11 protein-coding genes are annotated in these 16,436 nt (G+C 62.6%); 8 read left to right on the forward strand and 3 right to left on the reverse strand.

Annotated elements, in window-relative coordinates; translation table 11 throughout:
• Positions 1-81: 81 nt before the first annotated feature.
• The gene (gene nadC / locus ACW9I6_RS22045) at positions 82-930 is read right to left on the reverse strand and encodes a carboxylating nicotinate-nucleotide diphosphorylase (RefSeq protein WP_008437288.1); all 849 of its coding nucleotides are present in this window, start codon (positions 928-930) and stop codon (positions 82-84) included.
• Positions 931-1,212: 282 nt separating this feature from the next.
• Between nadC and ACW9I6_RS22050 the strand changes: the two genes are divergently transcribed.
• The 4 genes from ACW9I6_RS22050 to ACW9I6_RS22065 all read left to right on the forward strand — a co-directional run bounded on the left by ACW9I6_RS22050 (position 1,213) and on the right by ACW9I6_RS22065 (position 7,021).
• Entirely contained in the window at positions 1,213-3,372 is a 2,160-nt protein-coding gene (locus ACW9I6_RS22050) for a DUF1631 domain-containing protein (RefSeq protein ID WP_134327330.1), read from the forward strand.
• 61 nt (positions 3,373-3,433) lie between these two features.
• Positions 3,434-3,997, forward strand: coding sequence for a 1,6-anhydro-N-acetylmuramyl-L-alanine amidase AmpD (gene ampD, locus ACW9I6_RS22055; RefSeq protein ID WP_003215934.1), 564 nt, complete (start codon positions 3,434-3,436; stop codon positions 3,995-3,997).
• Positions 3,994-4,830, forward strand: a complete 837-nt coding sequence (gene ampE, locus ACW9I6_RS22060; protein ID WP_003215936.1) for a regulatory signaling modulator protein AmpE — start codon at positions 3,994-3,996, stop codon at positions 4,828-4,830. The genes ampD and ampE overlap by 4 nt, the downstream gene beginning before the upstream one ends.
• Before the next feature lie 1,486 nt (positions 4,831-6,316).
• The gene (locus ACW9I6_RS22065; RefSeq protein ID WP_371132334.1) at positions 6,317-7,021 is read left to right on the forward strand and encodes a methyl-accepting chemotaxis protein; all 705 of its coding nucleotides are present in this window, start codon (positions 6,317-6,319) and stop codon (positions 7,019-7,021) included.
• A gap of 32 nt (positions 7,022-7,053) precedes the next feature.
• On the opposite strand, the gene ACW9I6_RS22070 is transcribed toward ACW9I6_RS22065, so the two are convergent.
• Together ACW9I6_RS22070 and cra are read right to left on the reverse strand one after the other, a co-directional pair.
• Positions 7,054-7,830, reverse strand: coding sequence for a TatD family hydrolase (locus tag ACW9I6_RS22070; RefSeq protein ID WP_008437284.1), 777 nt, complete (start codon positions 7,828-7,830; stop codon positions 7,054-7,056).
• A gap of 5 nt (positions 7,831-7,835) precedes the next feature.
• Positions 7,836-8,831, reverse strand: a complete 996-nt coding sequence (cra, locus tag ACW9I6_RS22075; RefSeq protein ID WP_008437283.1) for a catabolite repressor/activator — start codon at positions 8,829-8,831, stop codon at positions 7,836-7,838.
• Between the two features lie 294 nt (positions 8,832-9,125).
• Here cra and ptsP point away from each other — a divergent pair, with 294 nt between their 5' ends.
• The 4 genes from ptsP to ACW9I6_RS22095 all read left to right on the forward strand — a co-directional run bounded on the left by ptsP (position 9,126) and on the right by ACW9I6_RS22095 (position 16,357).
• The gene (ptsP, locus tag ACW9I6_RS22080) at positions 9,126-11,984 is read left to right on the forward strand and encodes a phosphoenolpyruvate--protein phosphotransferase (RefSeq protein WP_457339832.1); all 2,859 of its coding nucleotides are present in this window, start codon (positions 9,126-9,128) and stop codon (positions 11,982-11,984) included.
• Complete coding sequence (pfkB, locus tag ACW9I6_RS22085) at positions 11,985-12,905, forward strand: 1-phosphofructokinase (RefSeq protein ID WP_457339833.1); 921 nt, start codon at positions 11,985-11,987, stop codon at positions 12,903-12,905.
• Positions 12,906-12,916: 11 nt separating this feature from the next.
• Positions 12,917-14,629: a PTS fructose-like transporter subunit IIB gene (locus tag ACW9I6_RS22090; protein WP_003215951.1), complete on the forward strand. Its 1,713-nt coding sequence runs from the start codon at positions 12,917-12,919 to the stop codon at positions 14,627-14,629.
• 186 nt (positions 14,630-14,815) lie between these two features.
• A complete protein-coding gene (locus ACW9I6_RS22095; protein ID WP_087694616.1) occupies positions 14,816-16,357 on the forward strand; it encodes an alkaline phosphatase D family protein in 1,542 nt (513 codons plus the stop codon).
• The last annotated feature ends 79 nt before the right edge of the window (positions 16,358-16,436 follow it).

Below are 16,436 nucleotides of genomic sequence, written 5' to 3' on the forward strand. Positions count from 1 at the left end.
CAAAAACCTTGGGAGCGCTGCGCACTCCAGCGGGAGCAAGCTCCCTCGCCACAAAAGCAGGCGCTTACATTCAAGGGCGTTTCAGAGACTAAGCCGCATCGACAAATCCACCGCCTTCACATCCTTGGTCATCGCCCCGATGGAGATGTAGTCCACGCCGGTTTCAGCGATGGGCAGCAGGGTGCTTTCGTTGATCCCGCCACTGGCCTCCAGCTTGGCTTTGCCGTTGTTCAGGCGCACTGCTTCGCGCATGTCATCCAGGCTCAGCTCATCCAGCATGATGATATCGGCGCCCGCCGCCAGTGCCTCACGCAGTTCCTCCAGGCTTTCCACTTCGATTTCCACCGGCTTGCCCGGGGCGATCTTGTGGGCGGCGCTGATCGCCTGGGCAATGCCACCACAGGCTGCGATATGGTTTTCCTTGATCAGGAACGCGTCATACAGGCCGATGCGGTGGTTGTGGCAACCGCCGCAGGTCACTGCATATTTTTGCGCCAGGCGCAGGCCGGGCAGGGTCTTGCGAGTATCCAGCAGCTTGACCTGGGTGGACGCGACAAAGTCCGCCAGGTATTGGGCGCGGGTGGCAACCCCTGACAACAGTTGCAGGAAATTCAGCGCGCAACGCTCGCCACTGAGCAGCGAGCGGGCCGGGCCTTCGAGGTGAAACAGCGCCTGGTTGGGGCTGACACGTTCGCCGTCGCGCACCTGCCAATGCACCGCGACGCGTGGGTCCAATTGGCGAAACACCGCTTCCACCCAGGCCGTGCCGCTGATGACGGCGGCGTCGCGCGTGATGATCGTGGCCTTGGCCAGGCGTTCGGCGGGGATCAGTTGTGCGGTGATATCCCCGCTGCCGATGTCTTCCAGCAATGCGCGACGCACATTGGCTTCGATTTCGGCGGTCAGGTCGGCTAGACGAAGATTGGGCATAACAGGCTCCACAAACAAAGTGCCTGGATTATAGGGGCAGGGCGGGCCTGAACCCAAGGCAACTGGCACCACGGGTGCGGTGCGCGATGTTCATTTACACGGCAATCACAGAGTTCGCTGGCGCAACAACCCTCATTTGCAAGATAATCTCGCGCCTTGCAATTGGCGTCATAGCTTTGACGTCACGGTGATAGCCCGATTTTCGCAGTGCCCCGGCGTGCTTCGCGCCGTTGCTGCACCGATCCTTCACACAATCGAATACCGCCGTTTCAGGAGGCCAGGATGCACAATGACGGGAAGGTGGTGCCGATCAATAAGGCACGGGCGACGCCATCGCCGCTCGCCCGCCTGCCGGTGGTGTTGCTCCAGGTCCGTGACAAGGCGGCGCAGCAACTCAGGCAGGGACTGCAGGAGCTGTTTGATAACGCCGACGACACCCTGTTCGAAATGGCCGACAAGACCCGCAGTAACGTCGACCACGGTATTTTCTTTGAGGCCATGCGCGACCTGCGCCTCAAGCGCAAGAATTTCGAGCGTGGCTTCATGGAGCAACTCTACGAAGCGTTTGCCAATCTTGGCAACGTGGAGCGCGGTGAGCTGCAACTGATTCCGGTGGTGTCCTACACCGCGGCGCCCGGGGTCTCGGGCGATGAGCTGGAAAAAGCCGTCGCGCTCGAGGCCATGCTGGGCAAGGTGCTGCGCCGTGACGGGCTCGCCCTTGGGCAATTGACAGCCCGACTCAATGCCTTGCTCGACAAACGCCTGGATGATCGGGACAACCCCCTGGGCCCGGCAATGCTGTGCGCGTTTTTTCTGCAAGCAGGACGCAGCCTTGGCGTGGAAATCCGGGTCAAGCTGATCATTCTCAAGCTGTTTGAGAAATACGTGCTCAGTGACGCTGATCTGTTGTACGGCGAAGCCAATCAGTTGCTGATCGCCACCGGCGTATTGCCCGAACTCAAGGCCGTGCCATCGCGGCGCGCCGTCGCCACGGCCGAGTTGCCTGAAGACACCCCGCCGATTGCCGGCCACCCGGCAGACGACAGCGGCCAGGAAGTTTTCGCGGCGTTGCAGGAATTGCTGTCGGCAGTGCGCGGCAGCGTGGCACCCACGCTGGAAGTCAGCGCCGAGACCCAGCCCATCTCCACCCGTGACCTGCTGCGCCTGCTCTCCCATTTGCAGCAATATGTGCCTGAGCCTGAGGTCGAGGACGATTTCGACCTGCGCAACCAGCTTGAACAATTGCTGACCCGGGTCAGCGTCAAGAGCGGCAAGTCTCGGGTGGTGGAGGATGCGGACGAGGATGTGATCAACCTGATCGCCATGCTGTTCGAGTTCATCCTCAATGACGGTACGGTGCCCGAGTCCCTCAAGGCGCTGATCGCCCGCCTGCAGATCCCGATGCTGAAAGTGGCGGTGCTGGACAAGAGTTTTTTCAGCCGCACCAATCACCCGGCGCGACGCTTGCTCAATGAAATCGCTTCGGCGGCCATGGGCTGGAGCCAGCGCGACGATTATCAGCGCGACAGCCTGTACCTGCACATCGAGCAGGTGGTGCAGCGGTTGTTGAATGATTTTGTGGATGATCCGGCAATCTTTTCCCAGTTACTGACCGAGTTCACCGCGTTTACCCATGACGAGCGACGCCGCAGCGAATTGCTGGAGCAACGTACCCGCGATGCAGAAGAAGGGCGCGCCCGTACCGAAATCGCTCGTCAGCGTGTAGCCGAAGCCCTCAATCTGCGGTTGCTGGGCAAAGTACTGCCCGAGGTCGTGGTGCAGTTCCTGCAACAGGCCTGGAGCCAGGTGCTGTTGCTGGCGTGCCTGAAGCATGGCGAGCACTCGCCACAATGGCTGGCCGGGTTGCGCACCATGGACGAGTTGATCTGGAGTGTCGGCCTCAGCGAAGACACCGAAGCCGGCCGGCACCTGCTGGAGCAGTTGCCAGGCTTGCTGAAAGCCTTGCGCGATGGGTTGAGCGGCGCGGCATTCGATCCCTTCATTACCCGGGAATTTTTCACCCGCTTGCAAACCCTGCATGTCCAATCGTTCCGGGGCAGTGCCGAGGAACAACCGTCGCTGTCGCAAGTCGAGGTGCGCGAGGCATTCGTCCTCAGTCCCGCGGCACCGGCCATCGAGGCGAGCCTGCCGGAAGATGATCCCGACCTGCTCAAGGTTCGCCAACTGCGGATCGGTTGCTGGGTGGAATTTCAGGAAGACGCCGAAAACACCCTGCGTTGCAAGCTGACGGCGATTATTGCGCCGGGCAATACCTGTATTTTCGTCAATCGAACCGGCCTCAAGGTATTGGAAAAAAATCCGCTTGAACTGGCCCTGGAGTTCAAGCGCGGCGCGGTGCGAACCCTGGATGATGCGCTGTTGTTCGACCGCGCCCTGGCTTCGGTGATTGGCAACCTGCGCCAACTTCATCGCGCCAAGTGATCGCAACCAGACAGCGGAACGCGGCATACTGAGTCACCCCAGCCTCGTTCAAGGAACCAGTATGCAGTTGGACCCCGCCAGCGGTTGGTGCCAGGGCATTCGCCATTGCCCCTCGCCCAACTTCAACGAGCGCCCCGGTGGCGAGATTTCCCTGTTGGTGGTGCACAACATCAGCCTGCCACCGGCGCAATTCGCCACCGGCAAGGTGCACGAGTTTTTCCAGAATCGCCTGGATGTCACGGAACATCCCTACTTTGAAGGTATTGCCGACCTACGGGTTTCTGCGCATTTTCTGATTGAGCGTGATGGCGCGGTGACGCAGTTTGTCTCGTGCCGGGACCGGGCCTGGCATGCCGGGGTATCGAGCTTCGAGGGGCGTGAGACGTGTAACGACTTTTCCCTGGGGATCGAGTTGGAGGGCACTGATGACCTGCCCTTCACCGATGCCCAGTATCAATCCCTGATCGCCCTGACGCGCCAGTTACTGGCGGCGTACACGGGCATTACCCGCCAGCGCATTTGTGGCCATAGCGATATCGCCCCGGGACGCAAGACCGACCCCGGACCCGAATTTGATTGGGCGCGCTTTCGCAGCGCCTTGCAGGATGGAGGACACGCACAATGAGTTTTCTGGTGTTGGTGCTGGCGGTATGGATCGAGAAGTTCTCGGCCCTGCGTCATCGTATACAACGTGATGGCGGTTGGTTGCGGGAACTGGCCAAGCTGGAGTCGAGCGCCAGCCTGGGCAAGCAGCCGTGGCTGATCCTCACATTGCTGGTGCTGCTGCCGGTGGCCTTGCTTGCGTTGTTGTTGCTGGTGCTGGAGCCAGTGGCCTATGGCCTGTTGGCGCTGCCGGTGCACCTGCTGGTGGTGATCTACAGCCTGGGCCGTGGCGATCTCCTGGCCGGATTGGGCCCGTTCCGTGATGCCTGGCGCCGGGGTGACCTGCAAGCGGCCGAACATGTGGCCGAACGTGACTTGAGCATCAGCGCCGACAGCGGTGAGCAGTTGCTGGAGCGGGTCCAGGGCCATCTGTTGTGGCAGGCCTACCAAAGCTTCTTCGCGGTGATTTTCTGGTACTTCCTCCTCGGGCCGGTGGCCGCCCTGGCCTACCGTCTGCTGGCGCTGGCGACCGAGAACAGCAAGAACCCACTGGTGGCCGAGCGTGCCGGGCAATTGCGCCATGCCTTCGACTGGTTGCCGGTACGTTTGCTGGCGGCGAGTTTCGCCCTGGTCGGCAACTTTGTGGCGGTCGGCCGGGTGATGCTGCATGAGCTGCTGAGCTGGGACATCAGTGCTGCGCAACTGGTGGAGAAGGTGGGCCTGGTGGCCGCGGAGATCCCGCCACCGGTGGTAGGCGCCGAGGGCATCAACAGCCTTGATCGTATCTGGGAGTTGCTGCTGCGTGCCGCCGTGCTGTGGTACGCCGGCTTTGCCATCTGGACCGTGCTGCCCTGATTTGCCCCCCCTGTAGGAGCGGGCAAGCTCGCTCCTACCTCGTTAACCTTAAGTTACAAACCTCCTTTTCGAATTGAGCTATACAGACAGAGCGCCAAATAGTGGCTATCTGCCGCCGCCCTGCGCCCTCAATAAAAATAAAAGAAAAGGGAGTTCACCTGTGAAGAGCTTGCTCTATCCCGCCGTCGCGTTCATGAACCGCCTGACCTTCGGCATGAAGTTCAGCCTTATCAGCGTGCTGTTCCTGTTGCCGATGCTGGCCACCAACTACTACCTGGTGCGCGATTCCTGGCGAGAATTCCAGGGCACTCGCATCGAGCTGCAAAGCCTCGACCTGCTGGGCAGCAGCCTGGCCCTGCGCCGCGACCTGGAAACCCTGAACAACCAGGTACAGATCAACGCAACCCTCGGCCAATCAGGCAAGGCCGGTGATATCGAAAACAAAATCACCGCCCTCGAAGACAGCCTGCTGCAGCGCCTGCAAAGCTTCCACGCCCTGTCCGCCGACCCAGAACAGGCCGCCGCCTTCGAAGCCAAGCGCGATGAAATGATCGCCGCCTTCAAGGCCCAGCAACAGGAAACTTCACTGCTCAGCAAAAGCGCGCTGATCGGCAAACTCCTCAACAAGGCGCAGATGCTCAGCCAGATCATCGCCAGCCAGTCGGGTTTGAGCCGTGACCCCCAGGGCGACCTGCGCCAACTCAGTGAACTGATCACCAGCGTCACCCCGCAAGTCACCCAGACCCTGGGGGAAGGCCGGGCCATGGGGGCTTATTCGTTGGGCCAGGGTTTTCTCAATTCGTCGTCCAGCACTCGTTTTGACGAGTTGCTGCAGCAACTGGAAAAGCTCCAGGCGGAATACGGCCTGAAACTGCAGGATGCCCTCGGCTCCAGCAAGCCAGCCCACGCAGCATTGGCGAGCCTGGCGGACGCGAGCAAGGCCAGCCTCAAGCAAGGCAGTGAGTTGTTCGAAGAGCAGGTCGTGGTGGCCGAAACCCTCGACGCCCCATGGCAAGGCTTCTACGACGACGTCAGCACGTTGATGGCCAAGACCTATCAGCTCGACGAAGCCACCCTGACCTTTCTCGAGCAGCAACTGGAGCAACGCCTGTCAGAAAACCGCACGCACATGATCGGATTGGTGGCGGCACTGGCGTCGGTGTTTTTGCTGATCTTCTATTTGTATGCCGGTTTCTACGCCTCCACCCGCACCACCTTGCGCCGCCTGGGGGCGACGATGGACAAGGTGGCGGCCGGTGACATGACCGTCACCTTCATCGCCCACAGCCGCGACGAACTGGGGGATTTGGGCCAGGTGTTCAACGCCACCGTGGCCAAAATCCATGACCTGATCGAGCGGGTAGGGCACACCGTCAACCAGGTCGAACACCAGGCCGGACAAGTGGAGTCAGTCTCGGCCAGCAGCAACCAGGCCGTGTCCGGCCAACGCAGCCAGATCGAGCAAGTGGCGACCGCCATGAACCAGATGTCCTCCACTGCCCAGGAAGTGGCGCGCAGTGCAGCGGCGGCGGTCAGCAGCGCCCACAGCGTCAACGATGAAACCGTCAGCGGACGCGGCCTGGTGCAGTCCCAGCAAGGCAGTATCGCGGCGTTGGCTTCGGAGATCGATCAATCGGTACGGGTCATCAACCAGTTGGCCATCGACAGCCAATCCATCAGTCGCGTGCTGGAAGTGATCAAGAGCATTGCCGAACAGACCAATCTGCTGGCGTTGAATGCCGCCATCGAGGCCGCGCGCGCGGGTGAGCAAGGACGCGGTTTCGCCGTGGTGGCCGATGAAGTGCGCACTTTGGCCCGGCGCACCCAGCACTCCACCGAAGAGATCGAGCAGATGATTGCCAAGCTCCACAGCGGTGTCGGCGCTGCGGTGAAGGCCATGGGCACCAGCCACGAGATGGCCAATGGCACGGTGGGGCAGTCGGAAAAAGTCCAGCAGGCCCTCGAAAACATCCTCGGCGCGGTAGGCATGATCGTCGACCAGAACCAGCAGATTGCCGCCGCCGTCGAACAGCAGACTGCCGTGGCCCATGACATCGATCAGAACATCGTCGAGATCAATCGCGCCGGTGAACATGCAGCGCAGGGCGCGCACCAGACTGAAGAGGCCAGCCGGCAGTTGTCCTTGCAAGTGATCGAGCTGAAGCAGTTGATCGGGGCCTTTCGAGTGTGAGGCATGGCCAGGCATGCATCGGGGATGGGCGCCTACCAGTTGAACAGCTCGCAGGCATTGCGGGTGCTCGCCTCGGCCAGCGCTGAGGAGCTGATGCCCATGCGCTCCGCCAGGGCGGCACAGATGTCTGGCAGGTGTTCGGGGCTGTTGCGCTGGCCGGGGTACATCACTGGGGCCATGTCCGGTGAGTCGGTTTCCAGTACCACGCTTTCCAGCGGCAGCCGGGCGATCACCTTGTGCATGCGCAGGGCTTGCGGCCACGTGGCCGCGCCGCCCAGGCCCAGTTTGAAGCCGAGCTTGATGTACTCGCGGGCCTCTTCCTGGCTGCCGGCAAACGCGTGGATGATTCCGCCCCGTGGTAGCCGAATGCGCTTGAGGGTGGCGATCACGGCAGCGTGGCTGCGGCGCACATGCAGCAGCGCCGGCAGTTGGAAATCCACCGCCAGCTTCAGTTGCGCTTCAAACAGGCTTTGCTGGCGTTCGCGGTCCAGCTTTTCGAGGAAATAATCCAGGCCGATTTCGCCCACCGCGCACAGTTGCCGGTGGCCGTTCAGGCGGGTCAGCCAGTCGCCCAGTTCCGTCAGGTCGGCGGGGCGATGGTCGTCGAGATACACCGGGTGCAGGCCGAAGGCGGCGAATAAATCCGCGTCGGTTTGCACCAGGTCCCACAACCGTTGCCAATTCTGCTGATAGACCCCGAGCACCACCATCCTGCGCACGCCCAGGCGGCGACTGCGGCTCAGGACTTCGCGGCGGTCCGTATCGAAGTCCGGAAAATCCAGATGGGTGTGGCTGTCGATCAGCTCCACACCGCTTACTCCGAGTGAATCCGCTGCTTGAACGTACGGCCGATGGCATGCACGCCGGGTTCGTAGTGCTGTTCTTCAATGGCCGCCAGCGCCAGGCGCAGCGCGGTGTCGGCAATCAACTGATGCTGCTGGGCCATGGCATTCACCGGCAGCGGCAGGAAATCCAGCAGTTGGGTGTCGCCAAACGTCCCCAGTCGCAGTGGCCGGGATTTGAGCGGGAAGTCATGCAGCGCGTCAAACACCCCTTGCAGCAAGACGTAGGACGTAGTCACCAGTGCGTCAGGCAAATGCCCCAGGCTTTGCAGCAACTGCTCCATCAGCTGTCGGCCACAGTCGCGGCTGAACGACTCGCCTTGTTCGATCAGCACTTCGCCGCTGAAGTCTTTCAGCGCTTGCTTGAAACCGGCGGTACGTTCCTGGCTGATGCTCAGCTCTGGCCGCGCGCCGATCAACACGATCTGCTTGGGCAGCGGGTGCAGCAGGCTGCTGGTCAATTGCTGGCAGGCCTGGCGATCATCGCTGACCACCGAGCAAAACTGCGTAGACTCCATCACCCGGTCGATGGCGATCACCGGCAAACCCTTGGCTTGCAGTTCGCGGTAGCTGTCGTCGGTGGCCGGCAGGCAGCTGGCGACAAACAGCGCATCGCAACGGCGGGCGCGGAACAATTGCAGCAGTTGCCGCTCACTGTCGGCGTCGTCGTCGGAGCTGGCGATCAGCAATTGATAGCCGCGGGCACGGGCGCCTTGTTCGAGCAGCTTGGCGATGCGTGCGTAACTGGGGTTTTCCAGGTCCGGCAGGATAAAACCCAGGGTACGGGTGTGCCGGCTGCGCAGCCCGGCGGCCTGGGGGTTGGGCGTAAAGCCATGTTCTTCAACCACGGCGCGCACCCGTTCGACGGTTGCGGTGCTGATCCGTTGCTGTTCGGCCTTGCCATTGATGACGTAGCTGGCGGTGGTCACAGACACACCGGCAATGCGCGCGATATCACTGAGTTTCAAACCGGGATTTCCTTGTTTTTTAGAGCTTGCCCCGACATTTTGTCCAATCGTAACCGATTACTGCAGGCGACCATTGTCGCAACTCAACAGCCGAGTGGCTCTTCAATCATGGGAAATTAACGCGTAATCTGCCATAAATTCTAGATTAAACGTTTCAGCAAGCGTATTTTTACGATTATCGCGACGAGTGTGGTCCTGCCAACTGACCACTCAGTCAATTTTATTCGAACGCTTTTGCACTGATTTATTCAAAATAATACCTAGTGCGCCGGCCGCACTAACTAGGAGAACGGCATGCTTGAGCTCACCCACGAGCAGATATCCATGGGCCAGACGGCTGTGGATAAGTCTGCTGCCTTGCAACTGCTCGCTGAAAAACTGGTGGCCGATGGCCTGGTCGCCGAGGGTTACCTCAGTGGCTTGCAAGCGCGTGAAGCCCAAGGCTCGACCTTTCTCGGCCAGGGTATCGCCATCCCCCACGGCACCCCCGAAACCCGCGACCAGGTGTTCGCCACCGGCGTGCGCCTGCTGCAATTTCCCGACGGCGTGGATTGGGGCGATGGCCAGATCGTCTACCTGGCGATCGGCATTGCCGCCAAATCCGACGAACACCTGCGCCTGCTGCAACTGCTGACCCGCGCCCTCGGCGAGACCGACCTGGGCCAGGCCCTGCGTCGCGCCAGTTCTGCCGAGGCCTTGCTGAAACTGCTGCAAGGCGCGCCGCAGGAGCTGGCGCTGGACGCACAGATGATTGGCCTGGGCGTGTCGGCTGATGATTTCGAAGAACTGGTATGGAGAGGCGCACGCCTGTTGCGCCAGGCCGATTGCGTGAGCAATGGCTTTGCCGCCGTGCTGCAACAAGTCGACGCGCTGCCCCTGGGCGATGGCCTGTGGTGGCTGCACAGCGAGCAGACGGTGAAGCGTCCCGGCCTGGCCTTCGTCACCCCGGACAAACCCATGCGTTACCTGGGCCAGCCCTTGAGCGGCCTGTTCTGCCTGGCCAGCCTCGGCGAGGCCCACCAGACCTTGCTCGAACGCCTGTGTGCCTTGCTGATCGAAGGCCGTGGCCAGGAACTCGGCCGCGCCACCAGTAGCCGCGCCGTATTGGAAGTGCTCGGCGGTGAACTGCCCGCCGACTGGCCAAGCGTGCGCATTGCCTTGGCCAACGCCCACGGGCTGCATGCGCGCCCGGCGAAGATCCTCGCGCAATTGGCGAAAAGTTTTGCCGGTGAAATCCGTGTGCGCATCGTCGATGGAGACGTCGGCGCGGTATCGGTAAAAAGCCTGAGCAAGTTGCTCAGCCTCGGTGCGCGTCGCGGCCAGGTACTGGAGTTTGTCGCCGAGCCAACCATTGCCGGTGACGCCTTGCCCGCCTTGCTGGCGGCAGTGGAAGACGGCCTCGGCGAAGAAGTCGAGCCGTTGCCGGCAGTCAGCGCCCAACAAGCCGTGGTCGAGATCGAACCGGTCATCAGCGCGCCAGTGTCCGGCAGCCTGATCCAGGCCATCGCCGCCGCCCCCGGCATTGCGATTGGCCCGGCGCATATCCAGGTGCTGCAACCTTTCGAATACCCGCTGCGCGGCGAGTCGCCGGTGATCGAGCGCCAGCGCCTGCACGCGGCATTGACCGACGTGCGCCGGGACATCCAGGGCCTGATCGAGCGCAGCAAATCCAAGGCCATCCGCGAGATCTTCATCACCCACCAGGAGATGCTCGACGACCCGGAACTGACCGACGAAGTCGAGACGCGCCTCAAGCAGGGCGAAAGCGCCGAGGCCGCGTGGATGAGCGTGATCGAAGCCGCCGCCAAACAGCAGGAATCGTTGCAGGACGCCTTGCTCGCCGAGCGCGCTGCCGATCTGCGTGACATTGGCCGCCGCGTGCTGGCACAACTGTGCGGCGTCGAAACCGCCCAGGAGCCGGACGAACCCTACATCCTGGTGATGGACGAAGTGGGTCCCTCGGACGTGGCGCGCCTGGACCCGGTGCGTGTCGCCGGCATCCTCACTGCCCGTGGCGGCGCCACCGCCCACAGCGCCATCGTCGCCCGCGCGTTGGGCATTCCCGCGCTGGTGGGTGCAGGCCCTGCTGTATTGCTGTTGGCTTCGGGCACGCCGTTGTTGCTGGATGGCCAGCGCGGTCGCCTGCATGTGGACGCCGACGCCGCCACCTTGCAGCGCGCCACCGTCGAACGCGACACCCGCGAACAACGTCTGCAAGCCGCCGCCGCCCAACGCCATGAACCGGCCCTGACCCGCGATGGCCATGCCGTCGAAGTATTCGCCAATATCGGCGAAAGCGCCGGGGTTGCCGGCGCGGTGGAGCAGGGCGCCGAAGGTATCGGCCTGCTGCGCACCGAACTGATTTTCATGGCCCACAAACAAGCGCCCGACGAAGCCACCCAGGAAGCCGAATACCGCCGCGTGCTCGACGGCCTGGGCGGCCGGCCGCTGGTGGTACGCACCCTTGATGTGGGCGGCGACAAACCGCTGCCGTACTGGCCGATCGCCAAGGAAGAAAACCCCTTCCTCGGCGTGCGCGGCATTCGCCTGACCCTGCAACGCCCGCAGATCATGGAAGCGCAATTGCGCGCGCTGTTGCGTTCGGCAGACAACCGTCCACTGCGCATCATGTTCCCGATGGTTGGCAGTGTTGACGAGTGGCGCCAGGCCCGGGCCATGACCGAGCGCCTGCGCCTGGAAATCCCGGTGGCCGACCTGCAACTGGGGATCATGATCGAAGTGCCGTCGGCCGCGTTGCTGGCGCCGGTACTGGCCAAGGAAGTGGACTTCTTCAGCGTCGGCACCAACGACCTGACCCAATACACCTTGGCCATCGACCGTGGCCATCCGACGCTGTCGGCCCAGGCTGACGGCCTGCATCCGGCGGTGTTGCAACTGGTCGACATCACCGTGCGCGCCGCCCATGCCCATGGCAAATGGGTCGGCGTGTGCGGCGAGCTGGCAGCCGACCCTTTGGCAGTTCCGGTGCTGATCGGCCTGGGAGTGGATGAGCTGAGTGTGTCTGCGCGCAGCATTCCCGAGGTCAAGGCACGGGTGCGTGAATTCAGTCTGAGCGAGGCCCAGGGCCTGGCACAAAAAGCCCTGGCGGTGGGTTCTCCCGCCGAAGTGCGTGCGCTTGTGGAGGCCGTGTAAATGGCAAGGATTTTAAGCCTGACGCTGAACCCGGCGTTGGACCTGACGGTGCGCCTGGCGCGCCTGGAACCGGGCGAGGTCAACCGCAGCGAAGCGATGATCACCCACGCTGCCGGCAAGGGCGTGAACGTCGCGCAGGTGCTGGCGGACCTTGGTCATCAGGTGACCGTGGGCGGCTTTCTTGGAGAGGACAATCCCCAGGCATTCGAGATGCTGATTGCCCGTCGCGGTTTTACCGATGCCTTTATTCGCGTGCCGGGCGAAACCCGCAGCAATATCAAGATCGCCGAGCAGGACGGGCGGGTCACGGATGTCAATGCGCCGGGCCCGTTGGTCAGCGAGCAGGCGCAACACGCACTGCTTGAGCAACTGGCGCGGATTGCTCCGGGCTACGACGCCGTCGTCGTGGCCGGCAGCCTGCCACGCGGCATCACCCTTCAGTGGTTCCAGGGCCTGCTGCAGCAACTGAAAAACCTCGGCTTGAAAGTCGCCCTGGACACCAGCGGCGAAGCGCTGCGCGCCGGATTGAACGCCGGCCCGTGGTTGGTCAAACCCAATACCGAAGAACTGGCCGATGCCCTTGGTCATTCCACAGATGCCATCCGCCTACTGCATCGGCAAGGTGTGGAGCATGTGGTGGTCTCCGACGGTGCCGCAGGCGTGAGCTGGTACAGCCCGGAAACGGCGCTGCACGCTACCCCGCCCAAGGTAACCGTGGCCAGTACCGTAGGTGCCGGCGACTCGCTGCTGGCCGGGATGCTTCACGGTTTGCTCAGTGGCGACACGCCGGAGCAGACCCTGGGCCGCGCCACCGCCATTGCCGCGATGGCGGTCACGCAGATCGGCTTTGGCATCACCGACGAAGCGCAGCTTGAGACTTTGCAGAGCGGCGTCCACGTGCGCCCGCTGACAGGACAATAAGAGGGTTGGTCATGAAGTTAGCCATTGTTACTGCCTGCCCGAACGGCATGGTCACCAGTGTGCTGTGCGCCCGCTTGCTGGATGCCGCCGCGCAACGCCAGGGCTGGAGCACCAGCGTCGAAGTGGTCGACGTGCAGCATCCGGAACGCCAATTGTCGGCGGCCACCCTTGAAGCCGCCGAGTGGGTATTGCTGGTCAGCAGCACGCCGGTGGACATGCAGCGTTTTGTCGGCAAACGCGTATTCCGCAGCACGCCGGCCCAGGCGTTGCAGGATGTGGACGCGGTGTTGCGTCGCGGAGCCGAGGAGGCCCAGGTGCAGGTGGCTGACGCGGCACCGGCGAAAAGCACGCCGCGTATCGTCGCGATCACCGCGTGCCCGACCGGCGTCGCCCACACCTTCATGGCTGCCGAAGCGTTGCAGCAAACCGCCAAGCGCCTCGGGTATGACTTGCAGGTGGAAACCCAGGGCTCCGTGGGCGCCCGCACGCCGCTGAGTCCCGAGGCGATTCGTGACGCCGACGTGGTACTGCTCGCCGCCGACATCGAAGTCGCCACCGAGCGCTTTGCCGGCAAGAAAATCTATCGCTGCGGCACCGGGATCGCGCTCAAGCAATCCGAGGCGACCCTCAACAAGGCGCTGGCCGAAGGCAAGCAGGAATCCGCTGCCAGTGGTGCCGCTGCCAAACCGGAGAAGACCGGTGTCTACAAACACTTGCTCACCGGCGTGTCGTTCATGCTGCCGATGGTGGTGGCGGGCGGTCTGCTGATCGCCCTGTCATTCGTGTTCGGCATTCATGCCTTTGAAGAAAAAGGCACCCTGGCCGCCGCGCTGAAAACCGTCGGCGACCAGGCGTTCATGCTGATGGTGCCGCTGCTGGCGGGTTACATCGCCTACTCGATTGCCGACCGTCCTGGATTGGCCCCCGGCATGATCGGTGGCCTGCTGGCCAGCACTTTGGGCGCGGGGTTTATCGGCGGTATTTTTGCCGGTTTCCTCGCCGGCTACTGCGTCAAATTCATCAGCCGCGCGATCCGTTTGCCCCAGAGCCTGGAAGCCCTCAAGCCGATCCTGATCATCCCGTTGCTGGCGAGCCTGTTCACGGGTCTTGCGATGATTTACCTGGTTGGGCCGCCGGTGGCGAAGATGCTCACCGGCCTCACGGATTTTCTCAGCACCATGGGCACCACTAACGCCGTGCTGCTGGGCATCTTGCTGGGCGGCATGATGTGCGTCGATCTCGGTGGCCCGATCAACAAGGCGGCCTACGCGTTTTCCGTCGGCCTGCTGGCAGCGCAAAGCGGTGCCCCCATGGCCGCGACCATGGCCGCCGGCATGGTGCCGCCGATTGGCATGGGCATCGCCACCTTCCTGGCGCGGCGCAAGTTTGCCCAGACCGAGCGTGAAGCCGGCAAGGCCGCGCTGATCCTCGGCATGTGCTTTATCTCTGAAGGCGCGATTCCGTTTGCTGCCAAGGACCCGCTGCGGGTAATCCCGGCAAGCATCGCCGGCGGTGCGCTGACCGGTGCGCTGTCGATGTATTTCGGCTGCAAGCTGATGGCGCCCCATGGTGGATTGTTTGTGATGCTGATCCCGAATGCGATCAACCATGCGCTGCTATATCTGCTGGCGATCGTGGCGGGCAGTTTGTTGACTGCCGTGGTGTATGCATTCCTCAAGCGCCCTGAGACCGTAGAGCTTTCTGTCGCACCCGCCCAGGCATAACGCGGTTCATGTAGGAGCTGGCTTGCCTGCGATGCAGGCACCTCGGTGTATCAGCGCAACCGAGTTGAGGCTATCGCAGGCAAGCCAGCTCCCACATTTGACCTCCGTGAGCAATAAGGCCGGTGTCATAACTCGTTCATCCCGTCATGCTTAAGTTTCCCTTTTGCTGCTCGAGAGGGAACCCGCATGAGCCACTTCAATCTCGGCCGCCGCCGCGTGATGCAAGCCGTTGGCGCCGGCCTGTTGCTGCCGGGCCTCGCGCCTGCGGTGATCGCCTCGGTCAAGGATCGCCCGCAACTCACCGACGGCGTGCAGTCCGGCGACCTGCTGGGCGACCGCGCGATGATCTGGAGCCGCAGCGACCGCCCGGCCCGGATGGTGGTGGAGTGGGACACCCGTAGCGTATTCAGCAACCCGCGCAAATTCGTCTCGCCCCTGGCCGACAGCCGCACCGATTTCACCGCCCGTGTCGAACTCACCGGCCTGCCCGTCGACCAGGCGATTTTCTATCGTGTGCACTTTGAAGATGCCCAGACCGGCGTGGCCAGCGAGCCCTGGTTCGGTCACCTGCGCAGCGTGCCGCAGCAGCGCCGGGATATCCGTTTCGTGTGGAGCGGCGACACCGTTGGCCAGGGCTTCGGCATCAACCCGGACATCGGCGGCATGCGCATCTACGAAGCCATGCGCCTGCGCCTGCCGGACTTCTTCATTCACAGCGGCGACACCATCTACGCCGACGGCCCGGTGCCCGCGCAACTGACCACCGAGGACGGACGCATCTGGCGCAACATCACCACCGAAGCCAAAAGCAAAGTCGCTGAAACCCTGAATGAATACCGGGGCAACTACCGCTACAACCTGATGGACGAGAACGTACGTCGCTTCAACGCCGAAGTGCCGCAGATCTGGCAGTGGGACGACCACGAGGTGATCAACAACTGGTCGCCGAGCAAGCAACTGGATGAGCGCTACAAAACCCGCGACATCAACACCCTGGTGGGCCGTGCGCGTCAGGCCTGGCTGGAATATTCACCGATGCGCCGGCAAAGCGCCGACCAGGGCGGGCGGATTTATCGCAAGCTCAGTTACGGCCCGTTGCTGGATGTGTTTGTGCTGGACATGCGCAGCTATCGCGGGCCGAACGATGACAACCTTGGCGGTGAAAAACCGTTCCTTGGGCGTGAGCAACTGGACTGGCTCAAGCGCGAATTGAAGGCCTCCCAGGCGCAGTGGAAAGTCATCGCCGCCGACATGCCCATTGGCCTGGGCGTGCCCGACGGTGAGGTCAGCCCCGGCGTGCCGCGTTGGGAAGCGATCGCCAACGGCGACCCGGGCCCGGCCCAGGGGCGCGAGTTGGAAATTGCTGAACTGCTCGCGTTTCTGCGGGCGCAGCAGGTGCGTAATCACGTGTGGCTGACGGCGGATGTGCATTACTGCGCGGCCCATCATTACCATCCGGATCGGGCGGCGTTTCAGGATTTTGAGCCGTTCTGGGAGTTTGTCGCCGGGCCGTTGAATGCCGGGAGTTTCGGGCCTAATCCGCTGGATAAAACCTTTGGCCCTGAAGTGGTGTTCGAGAAGGCGCCGACGGTGCAGAACAGCTCGCCGTTTGCCGGGTTCCAGTTTTTTGGCGAGGTGCAGATTGACGGGCAGACGGCGGAGCTGACGGTGATTTTGCGGGACCTGGATGGGGTTTCGGTGTTTGAGCAGAAGCTGGCGCCAGTGTGATTGCAATGCAATCTACCTACTGAAGAAGAGCCAATGTGGGAGCGGGCTTGCTCGCGAAGGCGGTGTGTCAGTCAACAGA

Source organism: Pseudomonas sp. SDO5522_S412 (assembly GCF_054071215.1).